Origin of the sequence: Methylocaldum marinum (genome assembly GCF_003584645.1) — a bacterium.
GTDB lineage: Bacteria > Pseudomonadota > Gammaproteobacteria > Methylococcales > Methylococcaceae > Methylocaldum > Methylocaldum marinum.
In genome coordinates this window covers 267,311-286,482 of record NZ_AP017928.1, presented here as the reverse complement: position 1 = coordinate 286,482, position 19,172 = coordinate 267,311, and the positions used below count along the sequence as shown (strand labels likewise).

12 protein-coding genes and 1 pseudogene are annotated in these 19,172 nt (G+C 54.8%); 7 read left to right on the top strand and 6 right to left on the bottom strand.

Features of this window, described 5'->3' with window-relative positions; all coding sequences use genetic code 11:
* Positions 1–40 precede the first annotated feature (40 nt).
* Positions 41–1,252 carry a toxic anion resistance protein gene (locus sS8_RS01360; protein WP_119628080.1) on the top strand — a complete coding sequence of 404 codons (1,212 nt, stop codon included), beginning with the start codon at positions 41–43 and terminating at the stop codon, positions 1,250–1,252.
* Positions 1,253–2,608: 1,356 nt separating this feature from the next.
* On the opposite strand, the pseudogene sS8_RS01345 reads toward sS8_RS01360, so the two are convergent.
* Positions 2,609–3,690: pseudogene (locus sS8_RS01345) on the bottom strand (IS5 family transposase).
* A 310-nt stretch (positions 3,691–4,000) separates the two neighbouring features.
* Here sS8_RS01345 and sS8_RS01340 point away from each other — a divergent pair.
* Positions 4,001–5,038, top strand: a complete 1,038-nt coding sequence (locus sS8_RS01340) for a polysaccharide deacetylase family protein (protein WP_119628078.1) — start codon at positions 4,001–4,003, stop codon at positions 5,036–5,038.
* Positions 5,039–5,062: 24 nt separating this feature from the next.
* On the opposite strand, the gene sS8_RS01335 is transcribed toward sS8_RS01340, so the two are convergent.
* From sS8_RS01335 to sS8_RS01325, 3 genes are read right to left on the bottom strand one after another with little or no spacing between them, the layout of a single operon-like run.
* Positions 5,063–6,223: a glycosyltransferase gene (locus sS8_RS01335; protein ID WP_119628077.1), complete on the bottom strand. Its 1,161-nt coding sequence runs from the start codon at positions 6,221–6,223 to the stop codon at positions 5,063–5,065.
* Complete coding sequence (locus sS8_RS01330; protein ID WP_119628076.1) at positions 6,204–7,352, bottom strand: GNAT family N-acetyltransferase; 1,149 nt, start codon at positions 7,350–7,352, stop codon at positions 6,204–6,206. The genes sS8_RS01335 and sS8_RS01330 overlap by 20 nt, the downstream gene beginning before the upstream one ends.
* Positions 7,349–8,644: a glycosyltransferase family 4 protein gene (locus sS8_RS01325; RefSeq protein ID WP_119628075.1), complete on the bottom strand. Its 1,296-nt coding sequence runs from the start codon at positions 8,642–8,644 to the stop codon at positions 7,349–7,351. The genes sS8_RS01330 and sS8_RS01325 overlap by 4 nt, the downstream gene beginning before the upstream one ends.
* A gap of 1,303 nt (positions 8,645–9,947) precedes the next feature.
* Between sS8_RS01325 and sS8_RS01320 the strand changes: the two genes are divergently transcribed.
* On the top strand, positions 9,948–11,000 hold the full coding sequence (locus tag sS8_RS01320) for a hypothetical protein (RefSeq protein WP_119628074.1): 1,053 nt from the start codon (positions 9,948–9,950) through the stop codon (positions 10,998–11,000).
* 121 nt (positions 11,001–11,121) lie between these two features.
* Here sS8_RS01320 and sS8_RS01315 read toward each other — a convergent pair whose 3' ends face one another.
* Together sS8_RS01315 and sS8_RS01310 are read right to left on the bottom strand one after the other, a co-directional pair.
* Entirely contained in the window at positions 11,122–11,796 is a 675-nt protein-coding gene (locus sS8_RS01315; RefSeq protein ID WP_170160898.1) for a polysaccharide biosynthesis/export family protein, read from the bottom strand.
* Between the two features lie 168 nt (positions 11,797–11,964).
* Positions 11,965–13,410 carry a lipopolysaccharide biosynthesis protein gene (locus tag sS8_RS01310; RefSeq protein ID WP_119628072.1) on the bottom strand — a complete coding sequence of 482 codons (1,446 nt, stop codon included), beginning with the start codon at positions 13,408–13,410 and terminating at the stop codon, positions 11,965–11,967.
* 1,078 nt (positions 13,411–14,488) lie between these two features.
* Between sS8_RS01310 and sS8_RS01305 the strand changes: the two genes are divergently transcribed.
* From sS8_RS01305 to sS8_RS01290, 4 genes are all read left to right on the top strand, one after another.
* Positions 14,489–15,361 carry a GGDEF domain-containing protein gene (locus tag sS8_RS01305; RefSeq protein ID WP_145986370.1) on the top strand — a complete coding sequence of 291 codons (873 nt, stop codon included), beginning with the start codon at positions 14,489–14,491 and terminating at the stop codon, positions 15,359–15,361.
* Positions 15,358–16,050, top strand: coding sequence for a sugar transferase (locus sS8_RS01300; protein ID WP_119628070.1), 693 nt, complete (start codon positions 15,358–15,360; stop codon positions 16,048–16,050). The genes sS8_RS01305 and sS8_RS01300 overlap by 4 nt, the downstream gene beginning before the upstream one ends.
* A 99-nt stretch (positions 16,051–16,149) precedes the next feature.
* A complete protein-coding gene (locus sS8_RS01295; protein WP_170160897.1) occupies positions 16,150–17,610 on the top strand; it encodes an O-antigen ligase family protein in 1,461 nt (486 codons plus the stop codon).
* Positions 17,611–17,641: 31 nt separating this feature from the next.
* On the top strand, positions 17,642–19,075 hold the full coding sequence (locus sS8_RS01290) for a GumC family protein (RefSeq protein ID WP_145986369.1): 1,434 nt from the start codon (positions 17,642–17,644) through the stop codon (positions 19,073–19,075).
* Positions 19,076–19,172 lie beyond the last annotated feature (97 nt).

Genomic DNA, 19,172 nt, shown 5'->3' with positions numbered 1-19,172 from the left:
AATCCGCCTTCAATTTACTGAACGTCATCCGGAGAAAACCATGGCTGAAGCCGACGATACCTTAACCTTGACGCCTCCACAGCCGGTCCCCGAAATCGGCGAGGAACAAGCGACCGGCATGGTCAAGCTGGACAAGGAAACCGTTTCCAAGCTGGACGAGAAAATCACGGAATTCCTGCACGCGGTCCTGGCCGCCGATGTCAACGATGGCGAGTTCCGGGAACGCTTATCCGGCGTACACAACATGGGAAATCGGGAGATCAGGGCCGCCGCGACGGTTTCCAACCGGCTCCTGGAGCGCCCGGTGAGGGCCATGCAAACCGGGGTATACGACGAGACTTCGGACATCTCGAAATCGCTCCAGCAACTGCGCGCGACCGTCGAGCAGCTCGACCCTTTACGGCAAGGCGATCTCCTTGCGCCGCGGAAACTGCTCGGCATCATTCCGCTCGGCAACAAGCTGAAAAACTACTTCGAGAGCTACCAGTCCGCGCAAACCCACCTGAACGCCATCATCCAGGCGCTGTACAACGGCCAGGACGAACTTCGCAAGGACAATGCCGCCCTGGAACAGGAAAAAGTCCATGCCTGGGAAGTGATGCAAAGGCTGGAACAATACATCTACCTGGGCAAGAAACTGGACGAGGCCATAGAGCGCCGCCTGCCGGAAATCGAGGCTCAGAATCCGGAAAAGGCCCGTGTGGTACGCGAGGAAATGCTCTTTTACACGCGCCAGAAAGTCCAGGATCTCCTGACCCAGATGGCGGTGACGATCCAGGGCTATTTGTCGATGGACATGATCCGCAAGAACAACCTGGAACTGATCAAGGGCGTGGACCGCGCCACGTCTACGACGGTATCGGCCCTCCGAACCGCGGTGATCGTGGCGCAGGCTCTGACCGACCAGAAGCTGGTACTGGATCAGATTTCCGCCCTGAACACCACCACCGGCAACCTGATCGCATCCACGTCCCGCCTCCTCAAACAGCAGGCCGCCCGCACTCACGAACAGGCCTCCGGCTCGGCCGTGTCCCTGGATCAGTTGAAGCACGCGTTCGAGAACATCTACGAAACCATGGACGCCATCGCGACTTACAAGACCCAAGCACTCGGCAACTTGAAACAGACCGTGGAACTTCTGTCGCACGAGGTCGACAAGGCCAAGACCTATCTCGACCGGGTCCGCAGCGACCAGCAGGCCGAGATCATAAAGGAACTCGAAGCGGGCGAATCGGACGAGATTCGTTTATAGCCGGCGTCACGGCATTCTCAACCCATACATACCATCAGGAGTCCCGCGCCGGAATGGGTGGCCATCGGCAGCAGCAGCATCACGGCAGGCACATTGGACAGATATTGCTCAGCAGGAACGATGCCCCATAAAGCGGTCCCGGCTCATGCAAGTCGAATCCGGCATCCGCCAGCGTCGGCAGTTCCGTGCTTTCGAGAGCATGATCCTAAATCCGGCAGTTGGATACAAACCCGAAAAGCGCTAGGCCCTCATCCCCAGCCCTTCTCCCAGAGGGAGAGGGGTTGGGGTGAGGGAATGCGGCGGCTGATGGGACATTGCGGTCATTTCGGAAATTCAACTGCGGTTTTTTGGGATGATTGACGATAAGCAGACCAATGCACATCAGAATGATCTGCCAGTCGACGAAACCCGGCATGTGTCGGGCCAGAGAAGAGCAATCACCAGGAAGGTTACGGCCAATCCAAGACCGACCGTAACTGCGGCGCCACGAAGGTAATCGTCGAAAAACATCTTCGCGTTCACGATTTTTCCACAAGCGGTAGCTGGACGTATCCGATTCTGCGTCTGCGGTTGAAGGCGCCGTTTGCGATTGGAAGGGCGACTTCGGCGCTCCCGAAGGCGCCGTTTGCGATTGGAAGGGCGACTTCGGCGCTCCCGAAGGCGCCGTTTGCGATTGGAAGGGCGACTTCGGCGCTCCCGAAGGCGCCGTTTGCGATTGGAAGGACCCGCGCCCCAAAAAAAGCCAGTTCCGGAACTAACGATCCGATCCGGCAAACCGGCGCGCAGTATAGCGCCGATGTGGCGGCCGCCGGGAAGCGCATGATTCGCGATAGATACCCTTCGAAGGACGAAAACAACCTGATTTCCCGGTATTGCGCTCTCGCGGATTCGCCTTTTTGTCACAGAATCAAAGCATTCGTTAATTCTTAATTACATTAGAGTTGTACCTGATGCTAATGCATGGTATTGATAGCCCACTTGTTTCTCAAACAAATCCGAATATAAAAACCTTCCATGATCTACGACAAATTTAGCCAAATAACCGATGACCGCATCGTGGCATCGTTGATTGGAATGCCCAAGGCGAAGTTCACAGCCCTCGTCAAAGTATTCGAGTCGGCCGCTCAAGCCATCGATCGAGAGCGTGTCGAAAAGGGCGAGATAAAACACGTCAAACAGGGCGGCCCTAACAGGCTGTTGAAATTCGCCGCCATGCCTTCGGCTTTACCCTTTATCGGCGGCTTAATTTTTAGTGCTGAAGGTCCTTTTAGCGCTGAAATCCCGGTTCTAGCCGGTTTTCATCCCCCCGCTTGGGGGTTCTTGCCGCCTTTCGGCGAATTTTGGGCAGACGCCCGCCTAGGCCGTCGACCACCGCCAGCCGAACAGCCCACCCAACCGGGTCAGGTTGTAGGCGGCGAAAGTGAACACGGTCTGGGCCGCCACTTTCTTCAAACCCCGGAACCGGGTCTGGCGTAACCCGCCCACGGTCTTCGACCACCCGAAGATTTCTTCCACCCGCTTACGCCTCTTCAGGCGGGTCCGGTAGCCGGGGTGTCGGGTGGTGCGGCCATCGATGGCGGAGCCTTTTTCCTTCCGGGCGACATGCGGCGTGACCCGCTGCTCCCGGAGAGCTTGCACGAACTCCGGCACGTCGTAAGCCTTGTCCGCCCCGACCGTCGCGCCGGGCTTCGTGACGGTGCGACCGATCATGATCTTGGCCGCGTCCCGTTCCGCCGTGCCGGTGGCGTGCGTCACCTCGACATCCACGACCAGGCCGGTCCGGTTTTCCATCAGGGCATGGCCCATGAAGCACAGTTGGGCTTTATCCCCTTCGCTTTTCTTGTAAAGGCGAGCCTCCGGATCAGTGGTCGAGGCGTGGGTCGCGTTGGCGCGCTTTTCGCCCTTGAAATCGACTGACGGATTCCGGCCTCCGGCGGGGGCTAACTGCCATCCTTTTTCACAAAGCTCTTCATGGAGGCCCACGCCTGGATCAGCGTGCCGTCCACCGAGAAATGCTCGTCCGACAAAAGGTCCCGCCATTCCGCCAGCAACACGACCCGCTCGAAAAACAGCCGGGAAATCCGCTCGTTCAGCAACCGATCCCGGTTGGCGCTGAAGGTGGAGTGGTCCCAGACCTCGGCATCCAGGGTCAGCCCGACAAACCAGCGGTACAAAAGATTGAATTCGATCTGCTGGACCCACTGCCGCTCGGAGCGGACAGAGAACAAGACTTGGATGAGACTGGCGCGCAGCAGCCGCTCCGGCGGAATCGACTCCCGGCCGGTCCGGGCATGGAGGGCATCAAATTCCGAGTCCAGCGTGGTCAGCAGAATGTCGACCACGGCCCGGAGCTTCCGAAGGGGATGATCCTTGGGAATCCGGTCTTCCAAGGTTCGGTAGCTGAAGAGTTCTTGCTGGGTGATGTCGGCGCCGCGCATGAAAGCGTCCAAAGCATCTTGAAATGATATTATTTTGCCATGACAAACAATCGGTTATGCCTATTTTAGGCGCTCCATCCAACGAATTTATCCGGCTTCCAGGGCCGAGAAAATCAACAGCCTGTTACAATTGTTTAGCATCTGAAACAACTCTATTATTTCCGGAAAAGAGATTTCTGAAGATCAGGATCATCTTTTTCATTGCTTGTATGGCGAGTCAGCTGATAAACTCGGCTTAAATATTAACCGATAAGGAATCGGTTGATTTGACGTGATTAAGATGGACCTTAACTCATAGCGGGATTGCTATATGTCAAATCCAGAATCGGTTATAAAACCCATCGCCCGGGATTCCGTTACCTTAACGGAGCCCTTTTTTCGATTACCGCGGCTGCTGCCGAGATCCCTATACCGAGACAAGCTCACAATCCTGATGTATCACGGCGTGGTACGCCAGGCCCTGACGGTTTCTGATTACTGTTTTATCACGGAAACCCAGTTTCGCGAGCAGATGGAATACCTCGCGAAACACTGCCGAGTAGTCTCCTTGTCTGATGCCCTCCAACGCTTGCGAACCGGATCCGTAGACGCCCCAACCGTTGTCATTACCTTTGATGACGGCTATCAAAATGTATTCGATGTCGCATTTCCGATTTTACGGGAATTTTATTTTCCGGCGACGGTATTCGTTAATACCGGATTTGTCGGAAGTTCTGAGACGATTTGGTTTTGCCATTTGATTCAGGCCCTTGCGAATACACATAATCGGTATCTCGAATGGCGGGGGCTTAAGCTGGACCTGTCTACGGCAAGCGCGAAGGCCATGGCATCGAAAAATCTCCAAGGACTTCTCAAGAAGCTGAATCATTCCGATCTATTGGAACAACTCGATGAAATTATCGAGAAACTGCAGGTCGACGACAGTCTTCTCGGCTCTGCACCGGAGTTTCGAATCCTGGACCGGGACGCGATTGCTGCCATGGCAAAGTCCGGTTTAATCGAGTTCGGAGCTCACACCGCCTCTCATTCGATTCTTACGAGGGTTCCGATAAACCGAGCACGCGATGAAATCGAACAAAGCGTTGGATCGATTTCCGACTGGACCGGGCACGCTTGCCGGTTGTTCGCGTATCCGAACGGAGGATCATCCGATTACGATCACAAAACACTGAAGATTCTCAAAGATTGCGGAATTCACGCCGCAGCGACGACCATTCAGGGTCCGAATACGGCCGATACGCCCATGCTGGAACTTCGACGCTACGGCGTCCACCCCCGGCTGACCAGCCTATCCTTCCAGTGCAAGGTTCACCATCTGTTCTATCGTTCGAATGCAGAAGCCACCTGATCGAGGATAGGTGTCCGACCGAATTTAACAGGAGTTGTCTGTCCGCCCGATGAGTTCCTGATAAAGATTCTCCAGTTTTCGCACTTGGCTACGCACATTGAAACGAGACTCGGCAAGAGCGCGCCCGCCCTGCGCCAACCGCTGCGCTTCGTCCGGCATGCGCAAAAGGCGGATACAGGCTTCCGCCAGCCGGGCTTGATCGGTCGGCGGAACAAGCAAACCGTTCCTCCCAGGTTCCACCATCTCGGGAACCCCACCTACACGGCTCGCGACAATGGGCAGACTGCTCGCCATCGCTTCGGCCAACACCGTCGGAAGCACATCGTCGAGTGTGGGCAGCACGAAAAGATCGCTGCTCCCCAGCAATTCCGGAATATCGCTGCGCGCACCGGCAAATAACACCCTATCCGTCAGCTTGTAGGTCGCGGCCAGGGACTTTAGTTGGCTTTCGTAGGGACCGCCTCCGACGATCAGGTAATAGGCGTTCGGCACCGATTTAAGAATCTCGGGCCAGGCCTCGATCAGATACTGGATTCCCTTTTCCCGGCGCAGTACCGCAACCGTGACGACCAATGCCGCGCTAGCCGGTATTCCGAATGCCTTGCGCACCGCGGCTCGTTCTATCTCGTTGCCGCGCCGAAACGCATTCGTATCGATCCCGTTGTAAAGCACCGAAATCCTCTTCCGCAGAACGCGGCCCTTGGCCACGGCGTAATCCCCGACGGCCTCGGAGACCGCGATGACTTTGTCGTGAAAGCTTCTCAGGGCGAACCAGGTGATTTCACTTCTGCGGACTTCGCGAGCCGTTGCGTCCGGATAGGCGAACGTATGCAAGGTGTGCACGGCGGGAAGACCGGCCAATTTTGCGGCGATCCCGCCGTGCACCGTGACGGCTTCGAGCTGAGTGTGTACCAGGTCAAAACGATGCCGCCGAAGATAGCGCACGAGCGGTATGAGCTTCACGAAATCGCGGATGCGCGAAACCGGTATCAGATCCACCGGTATGCCCAGTCCTTCGATTTCGGACGCAATGGGATTTCCGTCCCGCACCCGGAAAACGCAAACGCGGGGCTCCCAGCGGTTCCGGTCGAGATGCCGCAGATAGTTGAACAGCATGCGTTCGGCCCCTCCCATGCCCAGGGAATCGATCAGATACAAGACACGGTCAGGATACGGCTTTGGCATGGCGGGTACCCCAGTTCAAATTCGCCTTGATGGCCCGGCGGCTTTTATAAGCCAACTGGTAAGCACTGAGAATCAGCCAGCCGGGCGGACTCGAGGCGATCCGCAAGCGCTGGTCCGTCCTCGCCGTATTCGTCCACAAGGACTTGTACGCTTCCTCGCCGCGAAGAAAATCGAATTCGTCCGCTCCCTCGGTGATCGCCTCCTTAACCGCATGCAGCATGATCAAGGTCCCCGGACTACAGTCGGACCAAGCCGGGTCGTAACCGGATTGATAAAAGCTGAACGTGCTGCCGAACCGGTAACAATAGATCGCTGCGATCGCACGGCGGCCGACCATGAGCAAGTACAGCCTAAGCCATCCTTTCTCAAGGAAACGCTCGGCAACCCGGCTATGAAACTCGACCGCTCGACTTTGGGCGAAAGCACCGGCGTTGCCCTTTTGCTGCTGCCTGGATTGGTGCAGCCGTGCCAGCTCGCGGACGGCATCGGAAAGCTCCGTCTTGGATTCGACTCTTCGATAATCGATCGCGCCATTCGCTCGCGCCTGAAGCCGTTTGGCCTTGCGATTGAAATTGTATCGGCTCTGTTTTCCGATCGAGGCCCAATAACTGTCCCAGGAATCCGGAAGCGAGAGATAGGGACAAACCGAATCGATTGCCATATGCCTGGCACCGCGGCGGTGTTCGACGGCTTCAAGGAGCGCTTTGACAAAGGCCGAGTCCGCTCTCATGGCATCGAGCCGGACGAAATCGTGCCGGACCCGCTTTCCGATCAGGCGATCGACCAGGAACGGAATCACGAACGTTCCATAGCCCGGCCTGCTGATCGCGTCGAGATGATCGATGACTCGGTCGCCGGCCATGAACGACAATTGCCGCAGGCGCAGACCGCCGAAGCTTATCGTCTGGGAGGCAAGCGGCAGTAGCCCGACCAACCGGCCATCGTTTCCGTCGCGGGCGGTTATGACCCAGGGCTGGAAATGCTGCCGCCCAAAACAAGTCCACCAGGTGGACATCCATTCCCAAGTAAGGAATATGTTTCCCAGCCCGGATTCCTCGAGCAGTCCGTTCCATTCCGGCTCGAGTGCCAGAAATTCCTCCTCCGATTGAACGATTTCGATCTTGATCATCGTGCTACCGTCCGTGCGTTGTTTGCCGATGACGCTGTCTTTTCACCAACGGCAGGCTCCGAAATAATATTTTCGAGTACCGTCAGCATGCCTTTGGCTATGGAATTCCAGCTGTACTGCTTTTCGGCCAGCGCTCTGGCATCCTCGCCCATCCGCTCGGCGAGATCCGGAACCGTTAGAATCCTTTGCAAAGCTTCGGCTAAAGCCGGCGGAGATGCCGGCGGCGCGAGCAAGCCGGTGCAGCCGTCTTTCACCACCTCCGGAAAATTGCCCACCGAAGTCGCCACGACCGGACGGCCGAACGCGTGTGCCACCATCAGCGGTCCGCTTTGAGTGGCGCTAAGATAAGGAAAGGCTACCACCGTCGCGAGGTGCATCAATTCACTTACTTCCTCGTTCGGAATGTAACGGATGTCGAAGACCGTGCGCCGCTCTATGCCGAGCTCGCGGGCCAGTTCGCGCAATTCATGCACGTCGACCGACTGCGTCGGATAGCCGGCGATGACCAATTTGGCTCCGAGATGGTCGGCATTCAACAGAGCGAAAGCTCGGAGAAGGTCGGGAACGCCTTTACTCACCCGAAGGTTGCCGAAAAACAGCACGACCTTATCGGTTGGCTGGATGCCGTAGCGTTCCGCCAGGCCGACATTTCGAGCCTGGCTGAAGAATAGGCTCGACACGCCGTGCTGAATGATATGGACACGTTCAGGCGGCACCTCGAGTTCGGCCAGGAAACGGTCGCGGTTGATTTCGCCGTGGACGAACACGGCGGAGAACGCTTTATAGACGGTCTTTTCGAAATACTCCGTCACTTTATCGATCAGGGCATTGATTCTGGACAAACTTGGATCGCGAGACTGGTACTCGTGGCACACGTCGGCCAAGATCAGGCCGTGGCGCCTGAGTTTCCGGAGAAAGAACGAGACTCCCGGGAAATGGAATCTTCCGAACAGAATGACGTCCGGTTTCTCCGCGATCAGATAGTCGGTCAGGCGCACCCACTGGCCGATGAGCCGGGAGAATCTCAGGACTCTTCGCCCCGTCCACCAGAACCGGCGCCAGGTTTTTCCCAAGACGCCCCGCGGCTGCGCGCGAACCGAGCGCGAGTCGACGGTATTCCACAGATGCAAGCGCTTTTCGGTTCGAAAATTATGCGGATAGCCGCTGAGTTCATACTCCTCCGTAGTCACCAACGTGACCTCGGCTGCGGCATTCGCGAGTCCGGTGCACAACTCGTAGGCATAGTGCACCAGCCCTCCCTGGCCCGAGGGCTCGACGACAAATATTCTCATCTTCAATCCCTGTAAGTTAAAACGGTAGCGACGAGTTCCCTTCCAACAGCCGTTGCGTACCGAGTCGCTTCGCGGTCCGCCCGACGCGAGATGGGCAATTCTGCACCCGCCGGCGAGACTCGAGGCGAAAGCTCAAAAAACCGCGTCGACTCGGCGCGACTTGAATCGCTTTCAGCGCGCTTTCCGTGCCTAATCGATCGCATTTAGGGAATGGTGGCCAGCTCCGAGGTAGAGCAGCAGCCGGCCGGCGCGGCCGATGTCCGAGTCCCCGCGGAACTTCGGATTTAGATGAAGCGGAAACGGTGTGCTGTCCATCGCCTGACTCCGCAAGTCGATCATCCTCCATGAAAAGGCCTGGAACGGAGACGTTCGGACCTTCATGCAGCCACTATACCAAACCGCCATTGAATGATGAAACACGCAGAATCACTACCTGTGTCGCCGTTCTGTGGCAACAGGAGGATATGCTCAACCGTCGCTTTTCGGCGACCCTACTTGCTTCCGGCTCACATTTTCGGTTTTTAGCGCCGATTTCGTCCCCTCCAGTGAGCCGGATTTCGCTGCCCGTCACGGATGCCGGGCGGCCCCCAGAACCAAGCCCTTGCGTCAATGAAGCCGGTCATCTGTCGCACATCGGCGTCGATTGATAAGTACATCTACGTAGTCGGCGACACCTTGAAGACGTCAAACCCCCGATAATTCGAATTTTAAACAGAGTTGGCACGGCACATGCTTAATAGGCTGCACAAGTGACGAGCGATTGCCCGATAACGAAAATTGCCTTCACTTAAGCCATGAGTTTCTTAGCTTGGACGATTGAAGCGTTTAAACATGCTTGCCTCTGTGCCTCTTTAGTAGACCGCTGTCTCGAATAGCCGAGCCACCGAGAAGGACAACACGCTGCTCGCCGAGCCGTTCTTCCGGGACGCGCGAAGTCCTACTCGACCGGCCCTGAATAACCCAGTAATGAATCTCACCAACGTTCGCCGATATCGAACGGGGCTGATGCCGTCTTCATCACTGAGTTATTCGAAGCAGCAGTCAATGACACATGGGATTCAGCCATAGCTTATATCGGGCGTACTCGTACTTTGGGAAGACGAATGGAACTGCTTGAACAACCGGTAGTTCGACCAACGCTGAACCTGTCAGGAACGATGGAGTTGGTCCCAGGGACGCTAAAGCCCGGCGCTTGCGGCGGTTTTCGATAAGCCGTCGGCAACCGGAGCTTAGAAAACCTGGCATGGCGGAACACACCCGCAATGCCTCGACATTTAGCGTAAATAATCCCACGGGAGAAAACATGAAATCGATAAACTCTTACCTTCCTTCAGCCAAATGCGCCAGCAAACGAATTGCCGACGGCCGCAATAAGAAAATAGTCCGCAAAGCCATCCTAGGTCTGTCGATCGCGGCGACCCTGGTGACGGCTCAGTCCGCCGGAGCGGCGGAAGCCGAATATGTACGCCCATTCGGCCCGAATGCACCCTGGAATATACCGGTGGACGGCTTGCCGCGACATCCTCAATCCGACACCTTGAGCAATCGTCTGTTGAAATATTCGCCTTCGCGTGAAGGCAATTTCAACCTGTCCTTCAGCGGGTACACCTATCCGGTCTATATGGTCGACAGCGCGCAGCGCTCTTATCCGGTACAAGGCACCTGGGGTAATCTCAAGGGCGGCGAAATCCCCTGGAACCCGAACTGGAAGGCCGCCAACGGTTCCGACGGCCAGGTCATCATCCTCGACCCGGCGACCGGTCGTGAATGGGATCTGTGGCAGGTGAACTTCAACGGCTCCAGAATCCGCGTCTCGAACGGCAATCTGGTACCGGACTCGTATTTCACCAAGGAAGACGGCTTCAAACCGTCACGTGGCTGCGGTATTCCCTATCTCGCCATGCTGGTCAGACCCGAGGAGATCGCGCAGGGCAGGATCGAGCACGCCCTGTCCATGCCGAGCCGGAACACCGCGAAGACGTTCGTGCCACCGGCCATCAAGTCGGACGGCCGGGTTACGCAGAACGGCATGCCCATGGGAACCCGCTTCGCCCTGAACATCACCGATGCGGAGATCGACGAATGGGTAAACTCGCTACCTAGCGAATTGTCCGAACAAACCAAGCAGGCCGCGCGCATCATCGCGGTAGCGCTTCGGGACTACGGCTGGTTCATCACCGACACCGCCGGCGGCGCACACTTCCAGTTCGAGGATTACGCCACCGCGCGCAGCAAATGGGATGCACTGGGGCTGGGAGAACAATCGTTCGGCTGGAAGAACTATCCGACCGATCTGATCGATGGCCTGATCACCAAAGGGCGTGTCTATGCCATAGCGCCTAGCGACCAGTACTAACAATTCGCTAGGCACGGCCCCCTGCGTGCGCACTTTTTCGAGATGAAACGGCCGCCCGAATTTCTCTCGTCAAAGCCGTGCTGCACGCAGGGTACGCACTGGGCGCGCTTATGCCACAGCCTCAAAATAGCGGTACGAAGAGCCCGTTGAGCATCAGAATCTTCCGAACTTGATCCATGAAACCCGCGACCTTCGCGACGCCGCGTTTGGGCACGAAAACGACATCCGTGGGCTGAAGCAGAAAATCCGAATCGCTTAGCTCGCCGTCGAGTATATCTTCCACATTCACTAAATGCGTCGTCGGTTGGTTATTCGGTCCCTTTCGAATGACGGTGACGTCACTGATATTCGCCGTTTCGAGGAATCCCCCGGCTTCGTCGATGGCTTGGAGAACTCCGATTCTGGTTCTTACCGGAATGAATCCAGGCCTTGCTATATCTCCCGCCAGATAGACTCTCGGCTCGGTAAGCGTCCGAACCAGCACCGTGACGGCAGGCTCCTTCAGCTCCCTGGAATAGGCTTCCGTCAGCATGTCGTCGAGCTGGGCAGGATTCAGCCCCGCGGCCTGTACATCGTCGATCAGCTGGAGAGAGATTTTGCCGTCCGGCCGTACGACGACCGACTCGTTGAATTCAGGGGTATAAAAGAATTTCACGTCCAGCTGATCACCGGGCTGAATTCGGTAACCGGACGGAACCTCGTACCTGCTTTCCACTTCAGCCAATGCAGTTTTGGGATCCAGAGTGGGGCGCTTAACGCTGCACCCATAGCAGCCCATAACGATTACAAGCGCCATTAATCCTGCCAGACGAGCAAAAATAGCTTTGCGACCTCGCGCAATCTGGTTGACTCCGTTCATAACACCCTATCCGTTGAATAAGTTCGTGAATTACCGAAATACCGGCCGTCATCGGCTATTCAAGGCTCATAAAAGTTCGATAGCCCGGAATGCTTTTCCGGCGCCTTAACGCCTGACGGCATCGAGTATTGTATTTGCTCCCTTAATGACAACCTCCTTTTCCAATAACCATAATGTTCCAAAATAAGTCGCTGCTCCCGCTGCGCCCGCAGCTGCCAGTTGTACCACCGGCGACTGATCGCCGATGCTGTAGATCAGCGGCGTCGTGACGATGGTGAGCGCCGTCCCGCCGACAAACGCCGGCCTGAGTGCGCGCATCAATTCGGACACCGTAACGCCGATAACCCGTACGACCACGACCAAGTGAACGATTTTCACCAGAAACGCAGTCGCAATCAGGCTCAGCGCCACGCCGACGAGCTTATATTGAACACCGAGCAGGAGCAAAGGGATCAGTATCGCGACGTGTAATAGGCCCATCTTCAGCAACAACGCGGGGCGTCCGATCGCCTTATATACATCCCCCGCGGTCGTGCCGATGGAGAAAATGAGAAATGCGACAGGCAGCAGCCGGAGGATCGGTATGGCTTCCAGCCACTGGGTACCGAGCAAAACCCGGACAATCGGTTCCGCCGTGATGATGAGCCCAAGCGATATCGGAACGATGAAAACCTGAACGTATTGAGTGACCGATAGAAACGCTCGTCGCAGCAAATGCGGCTGGTGTTGTATGGTCGCCAACGCCGGAAACATGGCTCCGGCCAATACGACCCAAACGTTCATGATCAGTAGATCGACTATCCGATACGTTATCGTGTAAATGCCCAGCGCCGCCTCGCCAAGGGCTCGGCCAATCACGACGAACTCCATATTCGATATCAGGGCATTGACCAGATTGAATCCCATGAAAGGAACACTGAACTTCAAGAGACGACCCAGCTGTGCCTTTTCGAATCGCAACCTCAATTTGTGCCGCAGAATGATGCGTGCGAGGATGACACCCGACACTGAACTCGCCAACTGGCCGATGATCAGCGACCACGCGCCGAATCCTTTTACGGCCAGAACGATCGTAACAACCGCTTTGACAAGCAAACGGCCGAGGTCCGGGACGAGTTTTTTGCGGAACGCCAAGTCCCGCTGGAGAAGTGCAATATGGACCGAGCCGAACGGATCGATGACGAAGGTGAAGGCGAGAACCTTCAGCATGGTCTCTACCGCGGGTACGCGAAAGAAGATCGCCGCCGCGGGAGCGATGGCGAAGGTCAGCGAAAAGAACAGTATTCCAACGATAAAATTCGCGGCGTAGACCGTATTCGCGGCTTCCTGAACGTTGCTCCGCTGCTGTATGAGTGCGCTTCCCAGCCCCAAATCCTGAAGCAGGGAAAGGTATGAGATGATGACCGTTGCCAGGCTGACGATCCCGAAGGTTTCGGGAGGCAGAAGCCTGGTGAGTACAGCCATAGTGATCAGCACGACGCCTTTGCTCAGCGCAAAAGACGCGTAATTCCACGCAACGGCATGTACCGTCTTCTTGCCTGCATGAATCATTGTACAGTCCCTTGTCAGAAATCGTTCGCGGGCTGATTCTTCCGACCTCTGGGCACATAAGAATCAGCCGCACAGGCACTATTACGGCAGACCGTGGCGGTCAGCCCTCCATGTACATTGTGCGATATACACATGACAGGCGCTTTTTACTCTAATACAAATCTTGGGGCACGCCAACAGATGTTAATCCTTATTCCAGCGCCGTTACACCGCTCGCCGCATGCGTTCCGCCACATCCTTTTTTCCCCGTTTTCTCATCCTCGCCTCGACGTTCTGCCGCGTCGATCGGTACCGTCCTTCGTCTTGTTTTGGCGTCCGGCTTCTCCATATGCCTTGAAACCGGCGATGGACGAATAGAATTGGTAAGAAGCGCCGTGAATCCTGAACGCTTCCGCCGTATGCCGATTTCGCTGTTCCGTTTTCGATCCATTCCTTCGTTCCGTTGGACTGCCGATTCAGTTATAAAATTCAAACAAAGTTTGGCTAAGCGTCTAAAGCTTTAAAAACAAGGCGCGATGATTGATCTTTATCTATTTTGATTCGCAGACAATTTGATATAGTGTGTAAGACCGGTCGGACTGCACGCAGCCCGGGTCCGATCCAGGAAGGAGAGTCGACTTATGGAGTCTGGCAATGGACAGCGCATCCTTTCGTGCAAACCCGAAACACCTCGGGAAAAGCGGATCGTACCGCTCGCCCGAGACTGCGATTGAGCCGATTGTACGCCGCGTTGTTGTAAAGTTTCCTTTTCGAGGCGGTCCGCACCTGTCGGAAAGCGGAAAGCTTTTATATCGGCGTTCTTTCTGCAATGTGCCGAGCCCCCCTCTCCGCGCCCCCCCTTCCCCTAAATGCAAGCTCAGTTTAACGCCTCCTCAGAGCCGACTGAAGCGAAATGCCGCAATCCGCCTGAAAGCCATTCCGGAACATTTCTTATAGATTATCGAAGGTAATGCAGGATACGGCGATCGAGCACGACCCGATTTCCATTCGGCGCCTTCATCGCTACAGGAAGAGCCTTGATAGAGACCGTATAACGATAGAGAAAAAATAGAGTTTGCAAGAAAAGGAGTGTTTGCAAATGAAATCTATTTCAAAGGACTTACTAGGCTTGCTTACAACGATTTTCGTACTTTTCGGTCCGGACATCGTGGATCTAGGGGCATATTCGATCCCCAGCGTCTCCACGGATAGCAAAATTCTGGCCGTCCTCTCGGCCACGATCATCGTGGCTGGATGGAAATTCTGGGCCAGACATTCCATATACCTGCCTCTCCTGTTGGTCATAGGCACTAGCCTCGCCCTTTCCGTTCGCTACGGACCAGGACAGCCGATCCATTTCTTCGGTTTCATAGAAACCTTTTTGCTCGGTATTCTGGTTTATTTTGCCCATTCCGTATCGAACTGGATATCACATATTTCGGAGGAGCTCGAGAAGATGCTCCTGAACGATATCCATAAACCGATTGCCAAACTCCCGGATTCCTTTGACGATATTAATACATATTTATATCAGAGCCGGAGATCCGGATACCCGCTTAGCGTAATCGTCTTAGATATCAAAGAGAACTGCAACAAGATATCGCTATCCCATTATCAAAGAATTTTATTGCGCGAACTTTCCGAACGCTATCTTAAACGCTATCTCAAGACCCGATTGATAAATCAGATTGTGGCCGGGTTCAGACGCAGTGATATGATCGTCATGTCTACAGAGCATGACTCGAAGTTGCTGATCATGTGCCCGTCAACCACTCTGGAAGCGTGCAACGCATTGGCGCAACGCATTCAAACCACCGCCAAAGAAGATCTGGATCTTCCCGTATCGGCGGGAGCCGCATCTTTTCCGACCGACGGCTTCACCCTTGAAGCCCTAATCAATGCCGCCGAAATGAGTCTGGTGGACGGCAAGCCGAGCGTGCCGGTGGAAGAGACCGAGGAGCAAGCCGCATGATCAGCCCAACGTTGAAACAGCGCTACGGCAACGATCTGAAATGGCTGGACCGGTTCAAACCGAGGCTGCGACTGCCGGATAATAAAGGATATTTATTTGCCAAGCGGCTGTTTGACGCATTATTCGTAATATTGAGCAGCCCGGTATGGATACCTCTAATAATCATCATTTCAATACTAATCAAACTGGAATCTCCCAGAGATCCGATTTTCTTCTTGCAGGAGCGAACCGGCAAAAACGGGTATCGATTTTGTATCTACAAATTCAGAACCATGGTACCTAACGCCGAAGCCTTAAAATATGAGCTGATGCATTTGAATGAGCTCCAGTGGCCCGACTTCAAGATCAAGGATGACCCGAGGATAACCCGAGTAGGCAAGATCTTGCGAAAAACGAGCCTGGATGAACTCCCGCAAATCTTCAATCTTCTTCTCGGTCAAATGACGCTGGTCGGACCTCGGCCGACCTCTTTCCGTCCGGAAACCTACACGCTCTGGCAAACCGAGCGGCTGGACGTGATTCCCGGTATCACCGGCCTGTGGCAAATCCTGGGCAGAAACAAGACCGAGTTTGATGAACGGTCGCAACTCGATATCGCCTACATTGAACGGGCCTGTCTTCGACTCGACATCGAAATACTTCTGCGCACCTTTCAGGTTTTGTTTACCCGGCGCGCCATCGGTTGCTAGCGCACCAAGCTAGAATCTTTAACGGTAAGGAATTCGAGCGGACACATGGAGGGTAAGGTGGTAACAAAAACATGGACTTCGTTACCAAAAGCCGAGGAGATGGGGCGATGGATCGCAGCCCAGAAGTGGGATCTCATTGCCCTGGGCACGAGCGCGCTCATTCCGATTCTGCTGGTTTCGCATCTGGAAGCCATCGAACTCGCGCTGATGTTCATTGTCGTATTCGTCGGACTGCCCGCCGCCGTTCTGAGCTTCGTGCGTGTCGACTGGGGCTTGGCCGCGCTGACCTTCATCATCTATACAAATGCCGCGGATGTTGCCATCGAGCACGGAATACCTTCGCCGACCAAACTGTTCGGCGCCTTCCTGATCACCGCTCTAACCCTTCGCTTCATCGCCGGCGAGAGACCCGCGGGAACGGCCAAACCGGTCCTACTTGCCTTGCTGTACATGTCTCTTATCCTAGTGTCTCTGTCTTATTCGGATTATTTCCGGGACGCACAGGAATTCGTTTTCAACCATATCCGGGAAGGGATTATTTGTATTCTCATAATATTGATATCGAGAACAGGCGTCTCCTTCCGGCTCTTGATCTGGGCATTGATATTCGGAGCATTGTTTCTGGTCTCGATGAACTTCGCCCAATTCGTGACCGGGGCCTATTGGTTCAATTTCGCCGGATTTGCGAATGCCGCATACGATGAACTTGGTAAGGAATTGGGTGATTACCGCATTTCCGGGCCGCTGACCGATCCGAATTTTTACGCCCTGATTCTGATACCCATCGTACCGCTATGCATAGAGCGCCTGTTGAACGAACCGATACGTCTTCTTCGGCCGCTCGCGGCCATCACCGTCCTATTGGTCATATTGGCGATTAGCCTCACATACTCTAGGGGCGCGCTCGTAGGAATCGTCGGCATGGCATGTCTTTCGCTGTTGTACGTTCGCATTTCGCCGAGAGTGCTACTGTCCGGCTTAGCCTTAGGCGGCTGTCTGATATTGCTTGCTCCGAACGCTTATGTTGCGCGAGTGAATGATCTGATTGCCGCCTTTTCCGGTGAAAAGGCGTCCTCCGAAACCAGCGCTGCCGACGTTTCGGTCGATGGCAGGAAAGCCGAAATGCTGACCGCGATGCGCATGTTTGCGGATAACCCGTTACTTGGTGTCGGAGCCGGCAATTATATTTTCAATTTCCAGCGTTACAGCCAGGACTTGCATCTCATGAATCGAGGCGAGAATCGGAACGCGCATAGTCTTTATCTTCAAATCGCCGCGGAACGAGGACTCATCGGTATGACGAGTTTCGCCGCTCTATTGTGGCTTATGGCGAAAAGCCTGAGGCAGGCAAAACAGAAATTCGAGCAAGCAGGCCGCTATGACTACGGACATCTCGTAGCGGCCTTTAGCATAGGCCTCTTCGGTTTTTTGGTCAGCAGCTTGTTTCTACACGAATCCTACCCGAAATATTTCTGGATTCTCATAGGAATCGCGCTTTCTCTTCCTCAGGCGGCAGCATGGGAACTGAGCCGCTCTGACAGGCTTTCGATTTCAGTGTAATTTCTCAGTAACTTACTATAGGGATATAACCGTGACACTCGCCAACAGCCAAATCATGGACTCGAATCTCGTTATCATGCTGCGCAGGCATAAACGTAAGGCCTTAGCCGCTTTTTTAGTTGCTTTATCCGCTGGGGCAATCACTGCGTTTCTTGAAAAACCCGTTTACGAAGCCCATGCCGCTCTATTGCTTAACCTCGGCCGCGAATATAAATATATACCCGAAGTCAGCGGGTCTTACAGTAGCTCCAGACGCGAGCTCAGAATGGAAGAATTGCTTAACACGGAATCGGAACTCCTGAATAGCATAGACCTGCGGCAGAAAGTAATTACTTCGATAGGCATCAAAAACTTATTTCCCGACTTAAAAAATTCCGATCCGCAGGACCAAGCTGTTATGGATGCAGCGTTATTGAATTTCGACAAAGCGCTAGCAGTCAAGAGCGTAAAGAATTCAGGCGTGATTCACGTACATTATGCTCACGAGGACGCACCCCTCGCCAAGCGGGTCGTCGATTTGCTGATCAATAGCTTCATCGACAAGCATGTACGGCTTTATGGAGAGTCTCGAGCTCCGTTTTTCGAGCAAAAGCTCGCCGAATATACTGCGGGACTCGACGAAGCCACACGTGCTCTGCGGGATTTCACCCTGAAATACGGTATTGTCAATGTCGACGAACAGGTGCGGTTGCTGCTCCAGCGTCAATCGGCCGTGGAAGAAACCCTTCGCCTTTCCAGAGCGCGGGTCAACGAACTGTCTCATAAATTGGAATCTCTCCAGAAGCTGAAGCAGAAAATACCGAAGAACGAAGCTTTGCCGATCGAAGGCGACTTCGCTCAGCAGAGACTGTTCGAACTACGGCTCAAGGAGCAAGAACTATTGCGAAAATACACGGAAACCAGCAGGACAGTGGCCGAAGTCCGGCAAGATATCGCCAATGTCGAGGAATTCATGCGCGCAAAGGAAGCTGAAAGAACTGCCCGATTCCTGCGCCGGCCGAACCCGGCCTACTGGGAATTGGAACTGGAAACGACGCGCCTTGAGCCCGAATTACTCAGCGCCAAGGCAACCATTAAGGATGCCCGTGAAACCCTAAAACAAATCAATAACCACTTATCGTCAATCAATTTGCATAAAGGAGAACTTCTTAATCTCCAAACTCGCCTTGCCGTAAAGGAGAATCTTTACAAGGACTATCTGACCAAGCTCGAGGAAACCAAAGTTTCCGAAGAGCTCGACCTCAAGAAAGTGACCAATGTGCGGGTCTTTCAGGAACCCACGATTTCTCCGAAGCCCATGAACGCGGCAAAGCTGGTAAAAGTATTGGTAGGCACACTATTTGGTCTCCTGGCCGCCATCAGTATCGCCTATTTCGCGGAGTTGAGGAGGCGCTCTCTGTATACGCCTGAAGGCGTCGAAGAGAAATTCGGCGTGCCGGTTCTGGCGCGAATTCCTGCCGTCTAGACCGTGACCGTTGTTCGCGAATCCTATGGCGACCGCCAAAAATGAGGAGACGGTCAATGGAACCGCCCGAGAGGCAGTTGATACCGAGCTGACGATT